Source organism: Moraxella sp. FZFQ2102 (assembly GCF_024137865.1).
Lineage (GTDB): Bacteria > Pseudomonadota > Gammaproteobacteria > Pseudomonadales > Moraxellaceae > Moraxella.
Genome location: NZ_CP099960.1, coordinates 738,168 through 762,239 on the forward strand (window position 1 = coordinate 738,168; position 24,072 = coordinate 762,239).

Below are 24,072 nucleotides of genomic sequence, written 5' to 3' on the forward strand. Positions count from 1 at the left end.
GATTTTGATTATTTTAGGTATTGAGATTTTAGAATGCCTTTAAGCTCGGCATAGCTTAGGTGCAGTGACGGCATCCCAAAGACATAAGGTGTAATCTCATAGGGCTGATACAAAAATTCCACCCCTGTCTCATCAAACATAAAATTATCCGTCACCGCAAAATCCCAGCTATTCATAATCTCGGACGGCTCAACTTCCATCGCAATCAGATATTCATAAAACTTAGCATATAACATCTGCTCTAGGGCATCTTGTTGCCCTGCGATGATAATGTCATCGAGCGTCAGTAGTTTTTTATTTGTCAAATCAAAGACATAGTAATAGCTACTTGGCAAATCATGCGCCCCACCCGTATAGACATTACCATCGATTCGCATCAAGGCAAGCCCTTTGTGCATACCAATCATCGATGGTGTCGCCATCACCGAATAGCTATAGATACTGTCTTCGGCACGCGCAGTATTGACAGCACCAACCAGATTATTTGTAATACGATTCAGCTCACGAGCAAGCTCACGGTCAGTCACCAATGGCTTATCATAAAAAGTTTTGGTTTGCTTGGCGATGGCAGAGTTTGGGTCATGCTCATCCAGTACATCAATGATGGCAAGCACATCTTTATTAATCACACTATCTAGCCACATATGCCCTGTGTGTATCAGCTGATAATCGACGCTCGGGCAATACTCGCCACAGCTCTCATATGGCGTACCATCTGTCTCAACCCATTTGGACTGCACATAAAAATCGCTCGCCTGCGCTAAGCTGAACGCACCAAGTCCCATCGCCAATATCATTGCCATCAAAGTGTGTTTTCGTGGATGAGTTTGCATTGAGTTACCTATTTTTGATTTTCGCCAAGTGCTTAATAAAGATAATTCATCATAGCATAGATATCACATGGTTGAAAATAGTTAATTTAATTTGGCTCATCTCAGTATCAATTATTAAATTTGTATAATCAATAGAATTGAATTTTTATGATGAATTTGGCTTGCCAAGCATCTGATAAAGGCGTATAGTAATACTACCGATACCCAATCGGTAGTTGTATTTTCCTAAGGAAACGAATTATGAGTATGAAAGTCGCTCGCTGGTATGGTCAGCGTGATATCCGTGTTGAAACCGCTCCTATTCCTAGTCCAAAAGCCCATCAAGTCAAAATCGCTGTCAAATACACAGGCATTTGCGGTTCTGATTTGCACGAATACCTAGGTGGTCCAATTTTTATCCCCACCAAAGACAACCACCCTTATTCAGGTCAAAAAGCCCCCATCACCATGGGTCATGAATTTGCTGGTGAAATCGTGGAAGTCGGTAGCGATGTGACTGGTGTGCAAGTGGGCGACCGTGTCACCGTTGAGCCAATCCTTGCCAAAAACGGTCTAACAGGCAAATACAACCTAGACGAAAACTTAGGCTTTGTAGGCCTGATGGCGGATGGCGGCTTTGCTGAATTTTGTGTGGTGGATGCCGAGCTTGTGCATAAGCTACCTGATAGCATTGACTACGAACAAGGCGCCTTGACCGAACCTGCTGCCGTTGCCCTATATGCCGTGCGTCAAAGCAAACTAAAAGCTGGCGATACCGCTGCCGTGTTTGGCTGTGGCCCGATTGGTCTATTGGTCATCGAAGCCTTGCGTGCAGCGGGTGCGACCGACATTTATGCCGTAGAACTATCTGCCGAACGCCAAGCCAAAGCCACTGAGCTTGGTGCCATCGTCATTGACCCTGCCAAAGTGGACGCTGTCGCCGAAATCAAACGCCTAACAGGCGGTGGTGCGGATGTGTCATTTGAAGTCACAGGCGTCGCCCCTGTGCTTAAGCAGTCCATTGAAGCCATCAAAAATGACGGTGAATGTGTGATTGTCAGTATCTGGGAAGGCGAAGCATCTATCCATCCGAACGAAATTGTCATCAAAGAAAAAACCGTCAAAGGCATCATTGCCTATCGCGATGTATTCCCCGCAGTGCTAAAACTGATGGAACAAGGCTACTTTAGCAAAGATAAGCTTGTGACCAAACGCATTAAGCTTGAAAATATCGTCGAAGAAGGCTTTGAAGCACTGGTCAAAGAAAAAAGCCAAGTTAAGATTTTGGTTGAGCCAAAATAAACCAACCAATCTTGCTTAAATTTACCAAAAAATCCCAAAGTATCAACACTTTGGGATTTTTCTCACTCACCAAAACAGCCCAAAATTCACCCGCTTGCCATCAGCACGCAGTTTGGCAGCGACTATCATCGCCATCAGCGCATGATCATAACGCGCACCATCACGGATCAGCCAAGCGCTGTTGCTGTTTTGGGTAAGTTTACTGATCACGGGCGCAGCCGTGCAGCGATCAGGTGCGGTGCAGCTTGTCATTGTTACTTGCTTATTGATAAATCCTTGAAAATCATCGATATAATACGGATTTTTATCTTTTTTCTGCGCAAGAAATTCATACGCGTGCAAGTCATCGCCTTGATGGTATGCCATATTCACCGCAAGATTCAGCCAGTATTTGTATTCATCCAAAAAACTGCCCGTGCCATCTGCATTCAGCTGCAATCTTGCGCCATCATGTCCGACCAAGTGATGATGATTAACAAAGCGGATAAACTCATCGCGCAAGGCGACATCATACGCCTGCCCTGCTTGCGAGTATAGATATGCCTGCGCCATCGGTAATAAGATGGCAAAGTCATACTGCGCATAACTTTGGGTGGTTGGGGTTGTGGTTGGTACTTGGCTTGGTGTGGTGTTTGGCAGATTGGCACAGCCTGCACTTGCCAAAATCACCGCCATAGCACCTGCAACAATACTGATCTTGCCAAAAAATCGCGTCATCTGCCCCATCATCTCACCGCCTTTTTAAACACAAACACACAAAATTCGCCACGCACATCAAGCGTATCAAAGCGTTCAAGCTCGGCTCGTTTGTCAGCTTTTGCCTTGTAGGCATAAGGTGTCATGGCAATCAGATGCTTAAGCATGGTATTATCCAAGCTAAACTCACTGATTATCAAATGCTCATCTACAAGCTCAAATTCAGGCGCCAGACTTGCGATGAACTTCTTTGGCTCATGCGGTATCACTTGACCGAACAATGCTTCACGCATGGCATACAGATGGTTGGGTGCAGGGGTTGCTACGATCAGATGACCCGTTGGCTGTAGCACTCTTAGCATCTCATCTTTTGGTAGCGGGCTAAATAGACTCGTGCAGACATCGATACTGCCATCTGCCACAGGCAGTATCGCACCTGTGCCGACCACCCAAGTGATGTTAGTGCTGGTTTTATACGCTTTGGCGGCGGCTTGCACAGCAGATTTGGCGATATCCACGCCGATGACAGTTTGTGCTACCTGCCCAAGTGCTTCGGTATAGTAGCCTTCACCGCAGCCGATATCAAGCACCGTGCGTGCCGACAAGCGACTGATGATATGCTGTACGCCTGCCTTGAGCGGCTGATAATATCCTGCTGACAAAAACGCCCGCCGTGCTGCCACCGACTCGGGCGTATCACCAGGATTTTTGCTCTTTTTGTGCTGAACAACGTGCAGATTGACATAGCCTTCTTTGGCGATATCAAAGCTGTGATTGGATGGACAGCGGTAGCTTTTTTGGGTAAGTGTCAAGGACTGTTGGCAGATTGGACAGGTGAGCATGATGTATTTTGAGTCATTGTCAATGGATTGGTTATTGTAGCATAGCTGACTGATTTTTTGGGATTGGCGGTGTTGGTGTTTATTTTTTGCCTGCCAAAATGCCACTGCCAATCACAAGCCCAATCCCCACCATCGCCATCATCGGTAGCATCTCATCAAATGCGACAACCCCGTACAAGGTAGATAGCACAACGGTCAGATATGCCAAAGCAGACACCATAAATTTACGCCCAACCTTATAAGCATGAGTCATTGCCAACTGCCCAAACATCGCCGACAGCCCAATGCCCAATAAATACGGCACCATCTCCACGCTGATCATCGTCCAGCCCTTGATGGTACTGATGATGAAAGTCACCACGCTTGCCAATGCCGAAAAATAAAACACAATCCGCCACGACGGCTCACCAAGTAGCGACAGCTCTCGCACCTGTAGATAGGCATAGCCTGCCACCGCACCACTGCCCAAGCCCACCAAAGTCGGTAGCCATCCGTGTCCCAAGATACTCGGCTGCAAAATCAAGCCAATACCCACCAAGCCAAGCATCAAGGCAAACCAAGTCAGCCCAGATGGATATTGCTTCAAAATCAGCACCGAAAACAGTGCCAAAAATAAACTGGAAGTATAATTAAAAGTAATCGCCGTCGCCAAAGGCAGATGCACCAAGCCAAAAAAGAACATCACAAGCCCAAGCGTACCCGCTAGCGACCGCCAAAAATGTGCTTTGGGATAAGCGGTAGCAAAACTTTGTTTGGCGATACACGCCTGCACGCCAAGCACAATCGTAGCAAAAATCACTCGCCAAAACACCAGTTCGTACTCGTGCATGGCAAATCGACCGCCTGCCGCCTTGACCAAAATACCCATCGTACAAAAACATACCGCAGCGACCACCATCCATAGCGAGCCAAGAAATGAGCCTGTGTCTGTGTATGATTTCATCGATGACCACCTTTTTATAACAAAAAATGGGACGCATCACGCCCCACTGTATTATAACCACTTAGCCAACTAAAGCAAGCACAATCATCGTGCCTGTTCTGGCGTTTGGTTGTACATATAACGATAAATCAGCCAATCGCCTTGAGAGTGTTTTAGGATAAACAGTTCACGGTTATGATCCAGATGTCGGCTGCCGTCTTTTTTATTGGTGACATACGAGCCGACAGGATGGATGGTCGCCACCATCGCCAGCTGGTCATCGACGACGATATCATCAATCACATAATCAATGGTGCCAAAATCCATCGCCGAAAAGGTACCTTGATAATTTTGTAGCACCTGTGCTTTGCCTTTGGCAGTTAAGCGATCTTGAAAAGTAGTCACCACATCAGGATGCAGCACGCTTGCAATCCCATCCACATCAGCGGTGCGCATCGCCTGCTGATAACGCTGCATGACGGCTCGTACGGCAGCTTCATTCGCCTGCTGAGTCGCTGATGGCGTATTTGTGCTGACGATGACAGGCTGCGTGACGCTTGGTGTGGCAGCACAGGCACTTAGCATCACTGCCGCCATGGGTATTGTCAATGATTTTAGAGTATATTTCATGTTATTTTCCTTATTGTTGTGGTGTGATTGATTATTTATCCGAAGTCAAACCCAATAGCGAGAAGCCACCCGTCTTGGCGGTGGTGCCATTTTTGACCAGATACATCTGCAGCATCCCGAGTGCTTCTAGCTGCTTGGCTTGCTGAAGGCTACCGACATCCACAGCATTTAGGTTTGAGCCTTGTAGGGCGGTGATGAGTGTGTGTTTGGCGTCGGCGTCATCGCCTGCGATCAGCACCGTCGGCGCATCTCGATCGGCGACTTTTTTGGCATTTAGCATAAATGCCGATGTGGTGTTAAATGCCTTTAGGATGCGTGCTGATGGCAATGCCTGCTGCAGCAAGCTTGCTGCTGACTCGCCTTGTGGCACGACCAATGTGTCTAGCGTCTGAAAATTAACAGGATTTGAGATATCGATGATGATTTTATCGCTAAGCTTGGCCTGATGATCCGCCACAAACTGCTGATGTGATGCATACGGAATCGCCAAAATCACCAATGAATCCAGTGTATCAGGGACATCACGACCGATGAGCGTGACCGCATGGCCGGCGTCTTGTAGATGGGATTTGATGGCATTGGCCATGTTGCCTTGGCCGATGATTGAGATGTTCATATAACGATCCTTTTTTTATTGTTATGACTTTTATTGTTATGACATCATCATACGCCAATACTTAGGCGGTTGGCAATGGGTAGAACTTGGCGGTCATTTAGGTGGGGTGGTGATCGATGAGATGCAGTACTTTTAAGCATCAAGCAATCGTCTTAGTAGTTCGATTTCTTTGTCTTTTTGTTCAAGTAGTTGTTTTTGATGGTCAATGATGAGTTGTAATTTTTCTAATTCTTGGGCGTTGTCATAGTATTTATTGGCATAATTACCGTGATTATCTCCAATCAGTAGTGAAAAATCACGCTCTTCTTTTAATAAATCTACAATATCAATATTAAATACATTGGCGATATTTTGTAGATGTTCAACAGTAATTTTGCTCTCGCCACGCTCAAGCTTACCGTAGCCATTTTTTGACATACCTAACTCATGAGCCATCTCTTCTTGGCTCAAATCAAGCTTAGACCGTAGCTTTTGTAGGTTGGTATGTATTGGCATAGAAAACCTGTTTTGTGGTTAGAAGATATTAAAAAATGGTTAATCAAAATACTGTTTTGTTGGTTGATAATAATATCAAATATCACTTATTATAATACTAAGTTCAACGATAAACAAACATTTTTATGGTTATGGGTTAGAATTTATGAAAAAACTTATCCTTGCACTGTCTCTACTTTCATTATCTTTGTCAGCAAATGCAAATTGCTATGGTACAAGCACCATGTATAGATGTTATGATACCAACAGCGGAAATTCATATAATGTGCTGAAGTCAGGCAATATGACCTATGTGAATGGCTATAATTCTAACACTGGCAGTACATGGAGTAGCAATTCACACACTATTGGCAATATGACCATCCAAAATGGCTATGATAAAGATGGTAACAGCTGGAACCAAACCATTAACCGAATGGGTTCCTACACTAGCTATAGTGGCACTGACAGTGATGGTAATTATTACCACACCACCTGTGGCACATATGGTTGCTTCTAATCAATTATTTGTATTTTATGACCATCTATCAACCATAAGCAACCTATGAATATTTTCAACCCTAAACAAGATCACCCAAAGAAACAAAGTAAGCTAGATACGGATTTTGGCGGCAATAAATTAGCTTATTTTCTGAGCTATTTCTTATATATAGTGCTAATTGCCATTCTGCTTGCTGCAAAATCTGGCTTTGTTCTTTGCATCGCTACTTTTGCAGCTTACTATATTTCTTTTGAAATTTTGCGCCATAAAGTAGGGGCTAATGTATGGCTGAGTCTGTTAGGCTCTTTCTTGTTAGCCATTGTAGTTATGGTGATTATTATTATTTCTGTGATTGCAGCAACCACAGATAGACCAATATTTTAGAAAATACTCATTGAAACAAGATATTTAATGGTCTACGCTTACGCAAATCCCAACTCATTTTCCACGCAGTGCATGGAAAATGAGTATCTAAAATATTGTGCACAATACGCTATCAGCACAAATTTAACAAAACCCGACCGCCTAAATCAAAAAAAACCGCCAAAAAGCGGTTTTTTTAGCCCTAAACAACAGCCAACTTAATGACAGTTATAAAGGGAGAGTTGTATCCTTATTATAAAGCTTTGTCAAACCATCAATGCTCCCTTGTCGCACGAAACTCCACTTCAGGATAACGCTCTTGCATCAGTTGTAGATTGACACGGCTTGGGGCAAGATAAGTCAGATAGCCACCGCCATCTACGGACAGTTGGTCATGGGCTTTTTTCTTAAATTTTTCAAACGCCACTTTGTCATCACAATGCACCCAGCGTACGGTCGCGATGGATACAGGCTCAAAGGTACATTGCACTTTGTATTCTTCGGCTAGGCGATGTGCCACCACTTCAAACTGCAAGACGCCCACCGCACCTAGAATCAAATCATTATTGATTTGTGGCATAAATACCTGCGTCGCCCCTTCTTCGGACAGCTGCTGCAAGCCTTTTTGAAGCTGTTTGGATTTGAGTGGGTCTTTTAGCACCACACGGCGAAACAGCTCTGGGGCAAAGTGCGGAATGCCCGTAAAGTTTAGATTCTCACCACTGGTAAAGCTATCGCCAATCTGAATCGTGCCATGGTTGTGCAGACCAATGATATCACCTGCATAAGCTTCGTCCAGCGTCTCACGGTCGCCCGCTAGGAACATCAAAGCGTCCGATACACGCACTTCTTTGCCGATACGCACATGATTCATCTTCATGCCACGCTCATATCGCCCAGAGCAAATCCGCATAAAGGCAACACGGTCTCGGTGCTTGGGATCCATATTGGCTTGGATTTTAAAGACAAAGCCGGTAAATTCTGGCTCATCTGCTTTGACCGTACGCTCAAGCGTCTCATGGTCTTTTGGCGGTGGGGCGTACTGGGTAAGCACATCCAAAATCATATTCACCCCAAAGTTACCCAACGCCGTGCCAAACAGCACAGGCGTTTGACGACCAGCCAAAAACTCGCTCTCATCCCAGTCTTCATGTGCCATCTGTGCAAGCTCCAAGTCTTCCACAAACTTATTCCACACAAGCTCGCCCAGTCGCTCCTTGATGTCGTCATGCTCATAGCCATCACGCACTTCAATGTCGGTGATTTGTGTGCCAAAGCCTTTTTTATAAAAGTAAGTCTTATTCTCACCCAAATGATACACGCCAACAAAATCCTGCCCCATACCAATCGGAAAGGTAAACGGCACGCATTTGATTTTTAGGACGCTTTCAATTTCATCAAGCAGCGCCAAAGGGTCACGGATTTCACGGTCCAGCTTATTAACAAATGAGATGATCGGCGTATCACGCATACGGCAGACATCCATGAGCTTAATCGTCCGCTCTTCGACGCCCTTAGCACCGTCAATCACCATCAAGGCACTGTCCACCGCAGTCAGTGTACGGTAAGTGTCTTCACTAAAGTCGGCGTGACCAGGGGTGTCAAGCAAGTTCACCATATTATCGCCATAAGGAAACTGCATGACAGAGGTGGTGATAGAAATCCCACGCTCTTGCTCCATGCTCATCCAGTCAGAGGTGGCGTGTTTGTCGGTTTTGCGGGATTTGACTTCGCCTGCGGTCTGAATGACTTGCCCCCATAACAGGAGCTTTTCGGTCATGGTGGTTTTACCCGCGTCAGGGTGAGAGATGATGGCAAAGGTGCGGCGGCGCTGGATTTGGGATAGGTGTGTGGTCATAATTGTATTTCGGTTAAATTTGGCAAAAAATTGGATAAAAATGATGGCAAATTATAGCACACATCAAGCAATTTTTGAGTATGAAATGACAGTATTGACTGTTATAATGATGACATACATTCGATTTGGACGATGGGAATTTTATGGCTCTTACCGTGATTTATGCGCTGCTTGGCTTACTATTAATTGCTTTTAATGTCTATCAGCGTAAGCTATGGCTCAAATACGCCATGATGGTGCTTGGCTTCGTATTGGTATTCTCAGCCAGCCAACACGCCGGGCTGGATAACAAAAGCACGCTAGAAGTCGCCATCTATGTCGGCGTGATGATTGTCTTGGCCTTTATCATTCAAATTATCGCCAAAGCCGTCTGTGCCAAACTTGCCGTCCGCTATCCTGAGTGGATTCGTGCCGATCATCGACAGTAGCTTAAATAAATATAGTTATACAAATGGTTAGATTTTTGATACAATTAAAATAATTGACATGAAATTGGTATTGGTGTGTTATGAAACTATCTTTTAAATCATTATCTATCGTTACCGCCTTAAGCTCAAGCTTGCTTTTGGCAGGATGCTTTGGCGACAAAAAACTCTCTTGCTCTGATAAGCAAGGTATTGAACTTGTTAAAACATCCATTGCTGAAAGCATCGAAAAAGGATTTAAAAAAGATGCCGCCGCACTTGAGGTCTTGTTTGGGGATACTCCAAACCTATCAGCGATTCGTGCGTCGCTCAATTCTCTTGGTCTTGACATTAAAGATATTCGCATTTCAAAAGAAGACCCAAACAGCACAAAGGTTTACTGCGAAGGCAACCTTGAAGTTACCATTCCAAGCGAGATGCTAAAAACCATTAATGCCAAGATTGAAGATTATGAATTTCTTGGTGCAAGCGATCTTGAGTCTTTGATGGAAAAATCAAATTATGAACTCTCATCAGACGCTGCTAATGCTTATAAAGTGCAAATTTTATATGATCTGCAACCAAGTGACGATGGCAAGCAAATTTTTGCAAAAATTGAAAATAAAGAAATTAGCGAAGGCATTGCCGCCTTGGTAATTTTGTCACTATTAAATCCAGCGACAAACGATAGCGGATCATTTGCAGAGACCGTTAGTGCTGATGTTAGTAGTACTTCAACCAATCAAGCAGAAAGTACTACTCCTGCCGTCAGTGAAGTTGAGTACAGCGAACCAGAAGCCGAATTCGAAACTATGGATCTTAGCAGTGAGCTAGCCCAAGCCAAAGCTGCTTTTGATCAAGGACACGCAGATCTTAATGCCACTTGGAAATCTTTGAGTTCAGAAACCAAAGACAATCTCCGTGAAGAGCAAAGAGCATCTAACACCGAACGCGAATCAACTTGCCGTGCACTTGCCAATGAGACTGGCACTACAGATGACGAAAAAGAGCTGATTCGCCTAAATTGTGAAGTGGAACATTTGACCGAACGCACCGCTTATCTTAGCCAGTTCCAATAATGAACATCCCAAATCAAAGCACGATTCATGAAATCGTGCTTTTTTTATCAACTGTGCTACAATAAGGTTTGATCCACCTAAGCTTTAAGTAAACCCATGACCGATTTGACCGCCTATACCAACATCCCAAACCTTGCCAAATTTGACACCAGTCACATCGATAGCACGCGCGCGCCTGTGGTGCTGGTCGATGGCTCATATTATCTGTTTCGCTGCTTTTTTGGTCTGCCACCTTTATCCAATAAAGACGGCCTACCGACCAATGCTATCCGTGGTGTATTAAACGCCCTAAATAAGCTCATGCGTCGCTATAAGCCTGCATATATGGCAGTGGCATTTGATACCAAAGCACCGACCTTTCGCCATGAGTTATCCGACAGCTATAAGGCACATCGCCCACCGATGGATGATGATTTGCGAGTGCAGATTCCCTACATTCATCGCATGATTGAGCTGCTTGGCATTCCCCTGATCAAGCTTGATGGTTTTGAAGCCGATGATATCATTGGCACACTCGCTCATCAGGCGTGTCAAGCAGGACATCCAGTGATCATCTCAACTGGTGATAAAGATATGGCACAGCTGGTCAATGACTGCGTGACGCTCGAAGACAGCTTCACAGGTAAGCTGACTGACCCTGCCCAAGTCATCGACAAATTTGGCGTCGCCGCCACCCAAATCGCCGACTACCTGACACTCATGGGGGACGCTTCCGATGGCATCGCAGGTATCCCAAAAGTCGGTGCCAAGACCGCCGCCAAACTACTCACCGAATACCAAGACATTGATGGCATCTTGGCAAATCTGGATAATATCAAAGGTGTGGTGGGCAAAAATCTTGCCGAGCATCGTGATGAGATTCCGCTCAATCGCACGCTGGCGACCATCGTCACCAATCTGCGTTTGCCGTTTGAATTTGATGATATCAAACTTCAAGGTGATGATGATCCGTCTCGCCTGCATGAGCTGCATCGCTTATTTGGCGAGCTTGAGTTTCGCACAGAGATTAGCGCCATCAGTGACAAACTTGCCAAGCTTGAAACCGCCTTTCATGCCGATGATGAGAGCATCGATGCGGTGGCTGCCAAGATGGATGCCGAACTTGAAGCACAGTTTTCGCAAGCCTTTCAAGAAATTGACGCACTTGGTGATGACAGCACCGATGCAATGAGCGTACCAACCTTGCCATCACAGCCTGTGACTTATCAGACCATCAGTACAATGGATCAGCTTGATGAATTATTAGCCAAACTTCATAGCGTACCGTATTTTGCCATCGATACTGAGACCACAAGCATCAACTGGCAACACGCTGAATTGGTCGGCATCAGCATCGCTTACCAGAACTTTGACGCTTATTATATCCCTGTCGGTCATGTCGATGATTTGGGCGTATTACTCGATGGTCAACTACCCAGAGATATGGTGCTTGCCAAATTTAAGCCACTCTTAGAAAACCCAAACATCAGCAAAATCGGTCAGCACATCAAATATGATGCGCATATCTTTGCCAATTATGGCATTGATTTGATTGGAGATATTCACAGCACGCCGAATAATTGGGCATTTGAGACCATGCTTGCCAGCTATGTGATCAACAACACCGCGACGCGTCATAATATGGACGACTTGGCAAGTCACTATCTGGGCGTGACGACCACCACATTTGAAGACATCGCAGGCAAAGGTGCAAAACAGCTCACCTTTGATAGAATCGACATCGACACCGCTGCCCACTATGCTTGCGAAGATGCTGATATTACCTTTAGACTATTTAGTATATTTTCACAATATCTATCCAAAGATAGCACAGCACATCGCCTATTGCACGAGCTTGAGATCCCAACGGCTCAGATTCTAGCACAGATGGAGCATGATGGGATTTTGATTGCGACCGATTTTCTTGGTACACTATCGCACCGCTTTGATACTGAGATTTTGGGGCTTGAACAGCGTGCTGAAGTGCTTGCCGGTGAGCAGTTTAACCTAGCAAGCCCAAAACAGCTTGGCGAGATTTTGTTTGATAAGCTTGGCATACAAGGTGGCAAAAAAACCAAAACTGGGCAATACTCGACATCCGAAGCCATCCTTGCCAAAATCGATCATCCGCTGGTCGATGTCGTGCTTGAGCATCGTAGTCTATCCAAGCTCAAAAGCACCTACACGGATGCACTGGCTCGTGCTGCCGATAAAGATAGCCGAGTGCACACCAGTTACCATCAGGCACTGACCACCACAGGTCGCTTATCATCATCAGATCCAAACTTACAAAATATCCCGATTCGCACCGACACAGGGCGTCTGATCCGTGAAGCCTTTATTGCGCCAAAAGGTCGTGTCATCCTAGCGGCGGACTACTCACAGATTGAGCTGCGTTTGATGGCACATTTTAGCGGTGATGAACGCCTGATTGATGCCTTTCACCGTGGGCTTGACATTCACACCGCCACCGCCAGTGAAATCATGAATAAGCCACTTGATGAAGTGACATCGAACGAACGCCGAGCGGCTAAAGCAGTGAATTTTGGGCTGTTGTACGGCATGAGTGCCTTTGGGCTTGCCAAGCAGCTTGGCGTGGATCGTGCGGTGGCACAGGATTATATCAAACGCTACTTTGCTCGCTACCCTGCCATCCATGACTATATGGAGAACACCAAAGCCCATGCCAAACTACACGGCTATGTACAGACGCTACTGGGTCGTAAGCTATATTCGCCTGACATCAACAGCAGCAATCGTATGATCAAAGAAGCTGCCGAGCGTGCCGCCATCAACGCACCGCTACAAGGCTCAGCCGCTGAGATCATCAAGCTTGCGATGATTGCCGTCGATCAAGTATTGCCAAAAGATCATGCCAAACTGCTACTGCAAGTGCATGATGAGCTGGTGTTTGAAGTGGATCAAGACAAAGCCGATGACATTGCTGCCATCATCAAAGATGCCATGCAATCGGTGCTGGACGACTTTGCAGCAGTGCGTGGCTGGCAGGTGGACTTTGCCGTGCCGCTTGTCGTCGAAGTCGGTATCGGTGACAACTGGGATCAGGCGCATTGATACGCCAATTCTAAATCCATCCCAAAACCGTTCATGTGGTGCATGAGCGGTTTTTTGGCTTGTGACCAGCTGTTATTTCAGACAAAAACAGACAAAAACAGACAAAAAACAACGGGCGATGCCATCAGACACCGCCCGTTGTTTTCCCTGATTTTACCACCGTAAAATCCGTATCCTTACCAACCTTCCTTGAATAGCATGTCATCCTTGCCCTGCTCCATCAGGGTTCTCCGTTGCTATGTGTGTATTATGCATGATTTTTTGCATAATACAAATACGCAAAATGCGTCAATCGTTGTAAGAAATCTCTTACAAACATTGACGCATCCACACGACTTAGCCGCGATTAACGCATCCGCGCGATCAGATTATCCTTGACCACAAACTGATGATACAGCGCGCCAGCGATATGTGCCACGATCAGCGCAAGCAATGCTGTCCACACCACATCTTTGTGCAGCGCTATCATCTGATCTGCCAAATCATAATTCACCGTCGCAAAACCTGCAATCTCAAACAAGCCAAACACGCTCAGCGCCTGCCCTTCTGCCAAAGTGCCAAGCAAACCCGTCACAGGCATGGCAATCATCACCACATACAGCGCCAAATGCACAAGGCTTGCCACCATCGTCTGCAGCTTCGACATCGGCACAGGTGGCGGCGCTTTGGTGATCACACGATTCACAATACGCAAAATCGTCCAAATCAAAAAGCTAAATCCCACCGCCTTATGCAGACCGATGAACGATTCACCCTGCTCAATCAACACCCATGCCGCCACGATTAATAGCGCACCAATCCAGTGAAAAATGCGCGCACCAAGGCTATATTTTTCGACCACAGTCGTCATACTTCAAGCTCCAATCTCTTCAATCATTTCAAGTATATTTGCAAAATTATCAATAAATCGCATTATAACAAAGCATCCTTGATGAAATATACCAATTATGTGATATTTTGTATCTTGGCTACAGACAGACATGATACCAAATTATCAGTTTTGTGCCATTTGCGCCGAAAGCTGGTCAAATTTGATGAAAATGTCATCATTTACTCTTGTAATTTTAGCCCAAAAACATCATCAAGTGATTGTTACTGACAGTTTGCCACCGCGGCATTATTGTGAGTATTGAGTCAAACTTTTTAAAAATAACTACAAATTTATGCTTGCCAAGCTGTGTAAATCTTGGCAAGATATGCTACAAATCATTTGATAGTATTAACATTAGTTTTATAAGGAAAATTTATCATGGTGAATAATAAACAAATCCTACTGATTGAAGACGATCCAGACCTAGCCGAGCTGATCAGCGACTATCTGTCGATGAACTATTATGAAGTGCATCATGCGCCGACAGGTCAAGGTGGTCTTGACATCCTAGAAGCCAAAGAGCGCGACATCAGCCTGATTGTCCTTGATCTGATGCTGCCTGATATGGACGGTATGCAAGTCTGCCAAAAGGTACGCTCATCGAAAAACGCCATGATCAATAAAGTGCCTATCGTCATGCTGACCGCTAAAGGCGACACCACCGACCGTGTGCTTGGTCTTGAGATGGGTGCAGATGACTATATTTCTAAGCCATTTGAGCCGCGTGAACTATTGGCGCGTATTCGTGCGGTCCTGCGCCGTCATGAGACACCGAACCAAGCTGACACCAATTCAGGCAGCTTAACTTTCGGTCGCTTGACTGTTTATCCTGACAGCCACGAAGTCACCATCGACGAAAAACCTGTACGCCTGACCACGCATCAGTTCCAGCTTTTGCACTACTTTGCTACCCATGCTGGTAAAGTATTAAACCGCGAACAGCTGTGGCAAGCGATGCCAAATGACGACAGCTCAGAGAACATTGATCGTGCCATCGATGTGCATATCTCACGCTTGCGTGCTTTGATCGAAGACAATCCACGCCAGCCTAAGCGCATCATCACCGTGCGCGGTGTCGGTTATCAATTCGCCACCGATCAAGTGTAAGTGTTCAAAATTATCCAAAACCATCAAGCGGCTTGTTTGATGGTTTTTGCTGTTTTAGTGACTGATTGGCTTTTATTGACCGATTATTAAACTTATTAACAATCCACCATCAAGATTCATCGTCGTTTACGGAAATTTTATGCATTCGGCTCATCACGGCAAATTTGGCTTTCGTTCGATCTCAGCGCGATTATTCATCAGCGTCTTTTTGGCATTGGTGGGCTTTGCCATTGCTTTTGCTTTGTTATCACAGTTTGCGCACAATAATTCTGACTCAGCGCGCAATCGTGCGGTCGCAAGCCAAATCATGACGCAGATTGAGCCTTTTTTGGCTGAAGCAGAAAATCTTAGCGCACAAAATAATCTATTGCAAGCACGCTTTTCACTGGTGGTAATCAAAAAAAGCTTTGATATTTTTGATGAAAGCTTAAACGCCAAAATCGGTCTGTACGACCCACAAGGCCGCCTAGTATTACAAACCGAAAACACCGAACTGCCGACCGTGCTGCTGCCTGAACCGCCGTGGATCAGTGAGATTTTCTCGCCTGCGCCGCCACACACCATCATCGAAAGCACGCTTGGCTATTCGCTGTGGTACGAAAACCGCACGCCGACACCAGAGCGACCGCTGATGGCGTGGTTCAACTTATTCTCAGGCACAATTTTGCTGCTTGCGATTATGTCGGCGGTACTGTGGTGGATTTCGCACAGCATCACTTGGCGGATTAACCAGATGAGCCGTCAGATGAGTCGTCTTGGCGAAGGGGATTTTAGCGTGCGCGTGTCCGAAGATGGCAATGATGAGATTGCAGTCTTGGCGCATGGTTTTAACCAATCGGCACAAAAAATCGAGCAGCTGATCAATGCCAACAGCCTACTGCTTGCGCACGCATCGCATGAGTTTCGCACACCGATCACGCGCATTCGCCTACAGATTGAGATGATGGATATGCTTGCAGCTCGCCTAGATGATGACACCAAGGCGAAGTTTGACAAGCGAGCGGCTGCGGTGAATCGGGATTTGACTGGGCTTAATGACTTGGTTGAGAGCATTTTGTTGGTTTCACGCCTTGATGCAGGTCATGCCCTACAGGCTGCCGAGCAGGTTGATTTGTACGAACTGACTCGCCAAGAATGTCAGCACTATCCTGAAGCAACACTGATGGCAGAGCCGATTAGCCTGCTTGCTCAGCCTAAGCTATTGACCCATTTGGTGCGAAATCTACTCAACAACGCCATGATTCATGGTGTGCCACCGATTGAAGTATATCTCTACGGTGTGGCTGATGCCAAAGATGCCACCACCATTCCCCAAAGTCTGCTTGATGGCGTCTGCTGCATCGATGAGACTGATGCAGAGATGACTCAGCCGACAGAGATGCTGGATGCCAAAAGCCCCAAAAAGACCAGCGATTTTCTCAAGCGTCTGACTCGCACCAAAGAAAAAGAAAAGGCCAAACCGCAGCCAAATTTTGCTGTGCTTGCCTTTATTGACCAAGGCCTAGGTATTCCTGAAGATAAGCGAGAAGATATTTTTAGCCCCTTTGTCCGCCTAAAACAAGAGAAAAAAGGTTCAGGACTTGGCTTGTCGCTCGTCTCCCAAATTGTCGAAGCACACCAAGGTAAAATCAGCACCGACACTTGGCAGGGTCATACTCGCTTTTTGGTCGTGCTACCACTAAAGCCAAAGGCTGTGGTGAATGCTGATGATAAGGATAAGGACAAAGCCAAAACATAAGTATTAGCACTGCATATTTTCATGATATAATAATCAGTTAATTTGACGATTTGACCGATTTATCATGAATACTCACGCCCCATCCAAAGCGATGATTGAGCTGCATGGCGTCAAGAAGCAGTTCACCATCGAAAAAGACGGCAAGACCAGCACCTTTACCGCTGTACAGCCCACTGATTTGACCATCAATCAAGGTGAAATCTACGGCATCATCGGCTCATCAGGTGCTGGCAAATCCACACTCATCCGCTGTGTCAATCTGCTTGAGCGACCAACCACTGGCCGCGTCATCATCGACGGCATTGAGCTCACTGCATTATCCGAGCAAGATTTGATCATCGAGCGACGCAACATTGGCATGATTTTTCAGCATTTTAACCTGCTACATTCTCGCACGGCATTTGATAATATCGCTTTGCCCCTAGAATTATCAGGCACTCCAAAATCTGTCATCACCACCAAAGTCAATGGACTGCTTGAGCTGGTTGGGCTATCTGACAAAAAAGACGCCTACCCTGCCAACCTATCTGGTGGTCAAAAACAGCGTGTCGCCATCGCTCGTGCTCTAGCTTCTGACCCAAAGGTGTTGCTATGCGACGAAGCCACATCTGCACTAGATCCTGCCACTACGCAGTCGATTCTTAAGCTATTAAAACAAATCAACCAACAGCTTGGCATCACCATCCTGCTCATCACCCATGAGATGGATGTGGTCAAACGCATCTGCGATAAAGTCGCCGTCATTGACCAAGGCGTGCTGATTGAGCAAGGTACGGTCAGTGAGATTTTTGCCAATCCGCAGACTGAGCTTGCCAAAGAATTTATCCGCTCAACTTTCCACATCGGTCTGCCTGATGATTATTTATCAAAGCTACATTCAGAACCATCAGCAGGCTTGCATCCGCTGGTGAAGTTTGAGTTTACGGGCAATTCGGTGGATATGCCATTATTTTCACAAGCCACCAAGCAATTTGGCGTGGAGTTTAGCATTCTGACATCTCAGATGGATTATGCAGGCGGTGTGAAGTTTGGTTTTACCATCGCTGAAGTCATCGGTGATGCAGACAGTCAAAACCATGCAATGGCATACTTAACCGATCATCATGTCAATGTGGAGGTACTCGGCTATGTGGGATAAATTGATCACCGATTTTATGAGTGAAATGCACCCAAAAATGTGGGCAATGGTCGCTCAATCCACTTGGGAAACCATCTACATGGGGCTGGCTGCCACTCTGATTGCTGTGCTGATTGGCTTGCCGATGGGATTTTTGGCATTTTTGACCGACAAAGGTCGTATTCTTGAGCATCGCACCGCCTTTAGCGTGCTTGATGTCATCATCAATATCGGTCGCTCTGTGCCGTTTATTATCCTACTGATTATTTTGATGCCAGTGACGCGTTTTTTGGTGGGGACGACGCTTGGCACAACAGCAGCGATTGTACCTTTGAGCGTGGCGGCGATTCCGTTTTTTGCTCGCTTGACCGCCAATGCCCTGCTTGAAGTACCTACTGGTCTGACCGAAGCAGCCAAATCGATGGGGGCGACGCATTGGCAAGTGGTGAGTAAATATTATTTACCCGAAAGCCTGCCTATTCTCATCAATGCCGTGACGCTCACCTTGGTGTCACTCATCGGCTATTCGGCGATGGCAGGTGTCGTCGGTGGTGGCGGTCTGGGCAATCTTGCCATCAGCTATGGCGAGCACCGCAACATGGTCTATGTCAAATGGATCTCCACCATCATCATCGTGGCGATTGTGATGATTTGCCAAAAAGCTGGTGATGTCTTGGCGGCTAGAGTTGATCACCGCTGATTGCTACAGCCTGAAAGATTAGCGAATACTGCATCAGACGTTTGGCATTATTCGCTTTTTTCACAAGCTTTTGCCCAGATTAACTCGCCCAAACGCTTGTCCTAGCAAGGGTTTTGTGATTTAATATAACAGTTGTAAGACAGTTTTTTATAAGTTTTTGTACCTATTCTAAGGATGAATTATGAATCTTGGTAAATTTTTTGGCATCTGTGCCATCGCATCAGGCATCGCCCTAGCTGGCTGTGGTCAAGACAAAAAAGCAGAACAAGCTGCCGCCCCTGCAGGCGACGCCCCTGCTGCCCAAACCATCAAGGTTGGCGTAATGGCAGGCCCTGAGCAAGCAGTTGCTGAAGTCGCAAGTAAAATCGCGAAAGAAAAATACAACCTAACTGTTGAGCTGGTTGAATTTAACGACTACGCACTGCCAAACACCGCTGTCTCAAAAGGCGATCTAGATGCCAACGCCATGCAACACAAGCCATATCTTGACACTGACAGCAAAGAGAAAAAGCTTGATAATCTTGTGATCGTGGGCAATACTTTTGTCTATCCGCTAGCTGGCTACTCAAAGACCATCAAATCAGTGGAAGAGCTCAAAGATGGCGCAACCATCGCTGTGCCAAACGACCCATCAAACCTAGCTCGTGCGCTAATTTTGCTTGAAAAACAAGGTCTAATCAAGCTAAAAGACAACACCAACCTACTATCAACTTCACTAGATATCGTTGAAAATCCAAAAAATCTAGTGATTAAAGAAGTCGATACTTCAGTTGCTGCTCGTGCGATTGATGATGTGGATCTAGCCGTTGTGAACAACAACTATGCAGGTCAAGCAGGTCTAACCGCTGCCGAAAACGGTGTATTTGTTGAAGACAAAGACTCACCATATGTCAATATCATCGTTGCCCGTACTGACAACAAAGACTCTGAAGCTATCCAAAACTTCGTCAAAGCTTATCAAACTGATGAAGTAGAAGCCAAAGCCAAAGAAGAATTCAAAGGCGCCGTGGTCAAAGGTTGGTAATCTAACCGAACTTCAAATCCCTGTCATCGCTTGATGATGGGGATTTTGCTTTGGAGCAGTCTTTATGAGTCAAGTATCGTTTGCCAAAAAAGTGTTGGTGCTGTTGTTTGCCTTTAACTTAATTCGATTTATCATAAGTCATTGAACTTTAAACAGAGATATGAAATACCGACCAATGACGAGTGCGCAATAAGCTGCAGCACCCAAATCCAATACACCAACAATCGTCATGAGCACTACACCAAACCATCTTTGAGTTTTTAATAGCTCATAGCACAACTTAACACTAAACCCTGCAAACACCAAAGCAATGAGCGTCATTAGTGCCATCAATATCACCATCATAAACTTCCTTTAAAAAAAGCGCATCCATCGATACGCTTTTATGATATTGATCACTTCTGCTCAGTCTGCTCCTGCTCAGCTTCTTTGGCGTTACGCTCATCGATCTCACTCATCGATGTCGCAGGGACAAACTGCCCATTATTGACATCTGTGCCACGAGCGGCGTGCTCGGTCTTGAGCGATTTGGCGACTTCAGGTGGCATATAGTTTTCGTCATGCTTAGCAAGTACTTCACTTGCGACAAATGTACCGTTTTGTAGTTCGCCCGTTGCCACGACGCCTGAATTTTCGGCGAATAAATCAGGTAATACACCACGATAGCTGACTGGCACGGTCGATTTAAAGTCAGTAATCTCAAACTGCACATTGAGCTGATCAGCCGGATCACGCTTGACACTACCTGCCACGACCATGCCGCCAGCACGGATACGCTTGGCTTCAGGTGCTTGACCTGCCGCGATGGCTGTCGGGTCAAAATAATAATCGGTCTGATTGCGGATGGCATACAAAATCAAACTCACCGCCACCACCGCACCGAGTAGCACGGCAATGACCCACATCAGCTTTTTTTGTCTGACTGCATTCATGATGTCACCCTTATCGTTAATAATTCATCAATTAAGATTGTTTGCGTTGTTTATTGGTTAGGCGAGATTGCGCTTGCTGTCTGCCAAGTTTATCTAGCGTCTGTTTGCGTTCATTTTTGGCATAAATAATCAAGCCGATGACTGCCAAAAAAGTCATCGCATAGCACAGCCATACATAAAAGCCATGCCCACCCATCGCCAAAAAATCACCAAAAGTCTTAAAATACGGTGTCATCGCTCGCCCTATTTATCCGAATTAACCAATCGAGTTACCCATGCTTTGTTGGCTTCACGGCTTAAAATCAAAGAATTGGTGCGATAAATCGCCAATGCCGCCACCAAAAAATACATCCCAAGCATCATAATCAGTAATGGCACCCACATCGACGCGCTCATTTTGGGCGCATTGGTCACGGTAAAGGTCGCCCCTTGATGCAAAGTATTCCACCACTCGACCGAATATTTGATGATGGGCAAATTCACCGCACCGACGATGGACAAAATCGCCGCCGCCTTGCCACGATTACTGCTATGCTCAAACGCCGCAAACAACGCCATCACCCCTGCGTACAAAAACGCCAAAATCAGCATCGATGTCAGGCGCGCATCCCACACCCAATAAGTCCCCCAAGTCGGCCGTGCCCAAATTGACCCTGTCAAAAGACTCAGCACACAAAAGATAAAGCCAATCGGTGCAATGGCTTGGGCGACGATGTTGGCGGTCTTGATTTTCCATACCAAAAAAATCACCCCAAGCACACTCATCGCAAAATAAATACTCATCGCAAGGCTTGCCGCTGGCACATGGATAAAGATGATGCGATAGCTGTTACCCTGCAAATAATCAGGCGGTGCAAAACCCAAGCCCCACACCGTGCCAACACCAAGCAAAATCGCTGCGATGGCGGCAAGATATTTTACCCAAGGTGAGAAAATCTGAAAAAATCGCTCGGTGCCGACTGTGGTCAAAAATCCTTGCCAAAGTCGTCCAAAAAAACTGGCTTGGCTCGTGCTATTGGTGGCTTGGCTATTTTTTGGCATTTTTCTACCTAGCTCAAAAGGCTTCTATAAGTTGTAAAAAAAGTTTTGAAGGAAAATCACGCGAATCACTTTGCCAAAATCAGTGGCAAATCTTGATTATTATAGCACAATTCGCCCCACTCTATACAAAATTTGGCAGGCTATCTGGACAATTTTCATCAACAATCCGCCTGCCATCCCTTGTAAAATCGTTGATTTGACTGCATAATGATAGGATAATCGTTGTAAATTCATTACCAAACTGGATACATTGATGACTCAATTGACAAAACCTTCAAAAGCATCTCGCCAAATCTCACTAGTACTGCTCGGTGCAACAGGTCTAGGACTGACTGCCTGCTCGCCTGCCGAAGCACCGCAAACAACCGCACCTGCACCGCAAGAGCAGACACAGCAGTACACCAGTGCTGAAGCACAAGCCCTGCAAGAACAAGCCGCCGCCCTACAAGCCCAAGCTGCTGAGCTTGAAGCGCAGGCTCAAGCTGAACAACAAGCCATTTCACAAGCCGAAAATGGCGAAGCCACCGCTGAAAATGGCAGTGGCGTCGGTACTATGCTGGGTGCCGCCGCCGCTGGTGCTGCCGCAGGTTACTTAGCAAGTAAAGCTGCCAGTGCAGGCAAAGCGCAGACAGCTGCCGCTTCACAAACCGCCCAAACGCCAACCACCACTCAGCAGCCTGTCCAAAACACCCAGCAACAAGCTGCCAACCAAAACCGCCAATCACTAGCACAGGCAACAGCAGATAATAAGACTGGCACAACTCGCCAAGGCTTTGGGGCAACTGGCGGTAGCACGAGCGCCGCATCGTGAGACGCATCAAGGTCGCGCCACGCCCTGATTGGCAAGGTGAGATGGCTCGCATTGGCTTTGATTATCACAGTATCGATGGTAATTATTGGCAAGAAGATGCGTGCTATGTGTTCGATGAACGCCAAATCGATGTCATCGAAACTGCCACCGAAGCACTGCACCAGATGTATCTACAAGCCGTCGCCCATGTCGTCAAAACAGGCGACTATGCACGGCTTGGGCTGTCAGACACTGCTGCACGACTGATTGAGCAAAGCTTCAAAAACCGTGAGCCAAGTCTGTACGGTCGCTTTGATTTGTGCTTTGATGGCACAACTGAGCCTAAGCTGTATGAATACAATGCTGATACACCGACATCACTGTTTGAAGCCAGTGTCGCCCAGTGGTATTGGCTACAGGCTCAAGGCGGTGAGCTGAGTGGTGCTGACCAGTTTAATAGCATTCATGAGCGATTATTGGTAGAGTTTGGGGCGATGAAGCCTGTGATTGGCCAAGATAAGCTGTATTTTACCGCAGTCTCTGCCAGTGTCGAAGACTACACCACCACTCGCTACCTACAAGATGTCGCCATCCAAGCAGGACTTGCCACCGATTATATTGATATCGGTGCGATTGGTCATCGTGCGACCGATGGGCGATTTACGGATCTAAAAGACCATGCCATCAGCCATCTGTTCAAGCTGTATCCATGGGAGTGGCTACTGTCCGAAGCTTTTGGCAGTCATATCGAGCATAGTGGCACGCAGTTTATCGAGCCTGCCTATAAGCTGTTGATGAGCAACAAAGCACTGCTTGCTGTGCTATGGGAGCTGTTCCCAAATCACCCAAACCTACTGCCAGCGAGCCTAAACGCATCTGCCATCGCCTCTGATGTGGTCAAAAAGCCATTTTTCTCTCGAGAAGGGGCGAACATCAGCCTGCATCAAGGCGATATGCACATCGCAACCGATGGCATCTATGGTCAAGAAGGTTATGTTTATCAAGCACTTAAACCGCTGCCAAAGTTCACCAATCATCAAGGTCAAGCCGTCTATACGGTCATCGGTAGCTGGATGATTGGTCATAGCCCTGCAGGGATTGGCGTGCGTGAAGACAGTACGCTGATTACCAAGGACACCAGTCTTTTTGTACCGCACGCCTTTATGTGATGTAGTACATACGCTTATTTTTATAAGCT

Annotated in this window: 26 protein-coding genes; 13 read left to right on the forward strand and 13 right to left on the reverse strand. The window is 46.2% G+C overall.

Annotated features, from left to right (window positions below; all coding sequences use genetic code 11):
* Nucleotides 1-8: 8 nt before the first annotated feature.
* On the reverse strand, nucleotides 9-833 hold the full coding sequence (locus NGM44_RS03520) for an RsiV family protein (RefSeq protein WP_253224273.1): 825 nt from the start codon (nucleotides 831-833) through the stop codon (nucleotides 9-11).
* 240 nt (nucleotides 834-1,073) lie between these two features.
* On the opposite strand from NGM44_RS03520, the gene NGM44_RS03525 reads away from it, so the two are divergent.
* The gene (locus NGM44_RS03525) at nucleotides 1,074-2,114 is read left to right on the forward strand and encodes a 2,3-butanediol dehydrogenase (RefSeq protein WP_305884154.1); all 1,041 of its coding nucleotides are present in this window, start codon (nucleotides 1,074-1,076) and stop codon (nucleotides 2,112-2,114) included.
* A gap of 66 nt (nucleotides 2,115-2,180) precedes the next feature.
* On the opposite strand, the gene NGM44_RS03530 is transcribed toward NGM44_RS03525, so the two are convergent.
* The 6 genes from NGM44_RS03530 to NGM44_RS03555 form a co-directional block, all read right to left on the reverse strand.
* Nucleotides 2,181-2,843, reverse strand: a complete 663-nt coding sequence (locus tag NGM44_RS03530; protein WP_253224274.1) for a hypothetical protein — start codon at nucleotides 2,841-2,843, stop codon at nucleotides 2,181-2,183.
* Complete coding sequence (locus tag NGM44_RS03535; RefSeq protein WP_253224618.1) at nucleotides 2,840-3,652, reverse strand: putative RNA methyltransferase; 813 nt, start codon at nucleotides 3,650-3,652, stop codon at nucleotides 2,840-2,842. The genes NGM44_RS03530 and NGM44_RS03535 overlap by 4 nt, the downstream gene beginning before the upstream one ends.
* A gap of 79 nt (nucleotides 3,653-3,731) precedes the next feature.
* On the reverse strand, nucleotides 3,732-4,595 hold the full coding sequence (locus NGM44_RS03540; protein ID WP_253224275.1) for a DMT family transporter: 864 nt from the start codon (nucleotides 4,593-4,595) through the stop codon (nucleotides 3,732-3,734).
* 84 nt (nucleotides 4,596-4,679) lie between these two features.
* A complete protein-coding gene (locus NGM44_RS03545) occupies nucleotides 4,680-5,204 on the reverse strand; it encodes an SgcJ/EcaC family oxidoreductase (RefSeq protein ID WP_253224276.1) in 525 nt (174 codons plus the stop codon).
* A gap of 31 nt (nucleotides 5,205-5,235) precedes the next feature.
* Complete coding sequence (locus tag NGM44_RS03550) at nucleotides 5,236-5,820, reverse strand: NADPH-dependent F420 reductase (protein WP_253224277.1); 585 nt, start codon at nucleotides 5,818-5,820, stop codon at nucleotides 5,236-5,238.
* 132 nt (nucleotides 5,821-5,952) lie between these two features.
* The gene (locus NGM44_RS03555) at nucleotides 5,953-6,315 is read right to left on the reverse strand and encodes a helix-turn-helix domain-containing protein (RefSeq protein WP_253224278.1); all 363 of its coding nucleotides are present in this window, start codon (nucleotides 6,313-6,315) and stop codon (nucleotides 5,953-5,955) included.
* A 145-nt stretch (nucleotides 6,316-6,460) separates the two neighbouring features.
* On the opposite strand from NGM44_RS03555, the gene NGM44_RS03560 reads away from it, so the two are divergent.
* Together NGM44_RS03560 and NGM44_RS03565 are read left to right on the forward strand one after the other, a co-directional pair.
* On the forward strand, nucleotides 6,461-6,814 hold the full coding sequence (locus NGM44_RS03560; protein WP_253224279.1) for a hypothetical protein: 354 nt from the start codon (nucleotides 6,461-6,463) through the stop codon (nucleotides 6,812-6,814).
* Between the two features lie 45 nt (nucleotides 6,815-6,859).
* Nucleotides 6,860-7,180: a hypothetical protein gene (locus NGM44_RS03565; protein ID WP_253224280.1), complete on the forward strand. Its 321-nt coding sequence runs from the start codon at nucleotides 6,860-6,862 to the stop codon at nucleotides 7,178-7,180.
* A 253-nt stretch (nucleotides 7,181-7,433) separates the two neighbouring features.
* Here NGM44_RS03565 and NGM44_RS03570 read toward each other — a convergent pair whose 3' ends face one another.
* Nucleotides 7,434-9,017 carry a peptide chain release factor 3 gene (locus tag NGM44_RS03570; protein WP_103034497.1) on the reverse strand — a complete coding sequence of 528 codons (1,584 nt, stop codon included), beginning with the start codon at nucleotides 9,015-9,017 and terminating at the stop codon, nucleotides 7,434-7,436.
* A gap of 143 nt (nucleotides 9,018-9,160) precedes the next feature.
* Between NGM44_RS03570 and NGM44_RS03575 the strand changes: the two genes are divergently transcribed.
* The 3 genes from NGM44_RS03575 (at nucleotide 9,161) to polA (ending at nucleotide 13,554) form a co-directional block, all read left to right on the forward strand.
* Nucleotides 9,161-9,445: a hypothetical protein gene (locus NGM44_RS03575; RefSeq protein ID WP_253224281.1), complete on the forward strand. Its 285-nt coding sequence runs from the start codon at nucleotides 9,161-9,163 to the stop codon at nucleotides 9,443-9,445.
* An 80-nt stretch (nucleotides 9,446-9,525) separates the two neighbouring features.
* Nucleotides 9,526-10,500, forward strand: a complete 975-nt coding sequence (locus NGM44_RS03580) for a lysozyme inhibitor LprI family protein (protein WP_253224282.1) — start codon at nucleotides 9,526-9,528, stop codon at nucleotides 10,498-10,500.
* Between the two features lie 96 nt (nucleotides 10,501-10,596).
* Nucleotides 10,597-13,554, forward strand: coding sequence for a DNA polymerase I (polA, locus tag NGM44_RS03585; RefSeq protein ID WP_253224283.1), 2,958 nt, complete (start codon nucleotides 10,597-10,599; stop codon nucleotides 13,552-13,554).
* Nucleotides 13,555-13,900: 346 nt separating this feature from the next.
* Here polA and NGM44_RS03590 read toward each other — a convergent pair whose 3' ends face one another.
* A complete protein-coding gene (locus tag NGM44_RS03590) occupies nucleotides 13,901-14,404 on the reverse strand; it encodes a cytochrome b (protein ID WP_253224284.1) in 504 nt (167 codons plus the stop codon).
* A gap of 399 nt (nucleotides 14,405-14,803) precedes the next feature.
* Here NGM44_RS03590 and NGM44_RS03595 point away from each other — a divergent pair, with 399 nt between their 5' ends.
* The 5 genes from NGM44_RS03595 to NGM44_RS03615 all read left to right on the forward strand — a co-directional run bounded on the left by NGM44_RS03595 (nucleotide 14,804) and on the right by NGM44_RS03615 (nucleotide 20,111).
* Nucleotides 14,804-15,532, forward strand: a complete 729-nt coding sequence (locus NGM44_RS03595; protein ID WP_253224285.1) for a response regulator transcription factor — start codon at nucleotides 14,804-14,806, stop codon at nucleotides 15,530-15,532.
* A gap of 139 nt (nucleotides 15,533-15,671) precedes the next feature.
* Nucleotides 15,672-17,270 (forward strand): ATP-binding protein, encoded by a 1,599-nt coding sequence (locus NGM44_RS03600; protein ID WP_253224286.1) that lies wholly within the window; start codon nucleotides 15,672-15,674, stop codon nucleotides 17,268-17,270.
* 91 nt (nucleotides 17,271-17,361) lie between these two features.
* Complete coding sequence (gene metN, locus NGM44_RS03605) at nucleotides 17,362-18,408, forward strand: methionine ABC transporter ATP-binding protein MetN (RefSeq protein ID WP_253224619.1); 1,047 nt, start codon at nucleotides 17,362-17,364, stop codon at nucleotides 18,406-18,408.
* A complete protein-coding gene (locus tag NGM44_RS03610; protein ID WP_253224287.1) occupies nucleotides 18,398-19,087 on the forward strand; it encodes a methionine ABC transporter permease in 690 nt (229 codons plus the stop codon). Before metN ends, NGM44_RS03610 begins: the two co-directional genes overlap by 11 nt.
* 181 nt (nucleotides 19,088-19,268) lie before the next feature.
* A complete protein-coding gene (locus NGM44_RS03615; protein WP_253224288.1) occupies nucleotides 19,269-20,111 on the forward strand; it encodes a MetQ/NlpA family lipoprotein in 843 nt (280 codons plus the stop codon).
* A gap of 138 nt (nucleotides 20,112-20,249) precedes the next feature.
* Here NGM44_RS03615 and NGM44_RS03620 read toward each other — a convergent pair whose 3' ends face one another.
* From NGM44_RS03620 to NGM44_RS03635, 4 genes are all read right to left on the reverse strand, one after another.
* Nucleotides 20,250-20,441 (reverse strand): hypothetical protein, encoded by a 192-nt coding sequence (locus NGM44_RS03620; protein ID WP_253224289.1) that lies wholly within the window; start codon nucleotides 20,439-20,441, stop codon nucleotides 20,250-20,252.
* Nucleotides 20,442-20,506: 65 nt separating this feature from the next.
* Nucleotides 20,507-21,043, reverse strand: a complete 537-nt coding sequence (ccmE, locus tag NGM44_RS03625; RefSeq protein ID WP_253224290.1) for a cytochrome c maturation protein CcmE — start codon at nucleotides 21,041-21,043, stop codon at nucleotides 20,507-20,509.
* A 31-nt stretch (nucleotides 21,044-21,074) separates the two neighbouring features.
* Nucleotides 21,075-21,278: a heme exporter protein CcmD gene (gene ccmD, locus NGM44_RS03630; protein WP_078317928.1), complete on the reverse strand. Its 204-nt coding sequence runs from the start codon at nucleotides 21,276-21,278 to the stop codon at nucleotides 21,075-21,077.
* A gap of 8 nt (nucleotides 21,279-21,286) precedes the next feature.
* Nucleotides 21,287-22,084, reverse strand: coding sequence for a heme ABC transporter permease (locus NGM44_RS03635; protein ID WP_253224291.1), 798 nt, complete (start codon nucleotides 22,082-22,084; stop codon nucleotides 21,287-21,289).
* A gap of 253 nt (nucleotides 22,085-22,337) precedes the next feature.
* Here NGM44_RS03635 and NGM44_RS03640 point away from each other — a divergent pair, with 253 nt between their 5' ends.
* Complete coding sequence (locus NGM44_RS03640) at nucleotides 22,338-22,895, forward strand: hypothetical protein (RefSeq protein WP_253224292.1); 558 nt, start codon at nucleotides 22,338-22,340, stop codon at nucleotides 22,893-22,895.
* Complete coding sequence (locus NGM44_RS03645) at nucleotides 22,892-24,043, forward strand: glutathionylspermidine synthase family protein (RefSeq protein ID WP_253224293.1); 1,152 nt, start codon at nucleotides 22,892-22,894, stop codon at nucleotides 24,041-24,043. Before NGM44_RS03640 ends, NGM44_RS03645 begins: the two co-directional genes overlap by 4 nt.
* Nucleotides 24,044-24,072 lie beyond the last annotated feature (29 nt).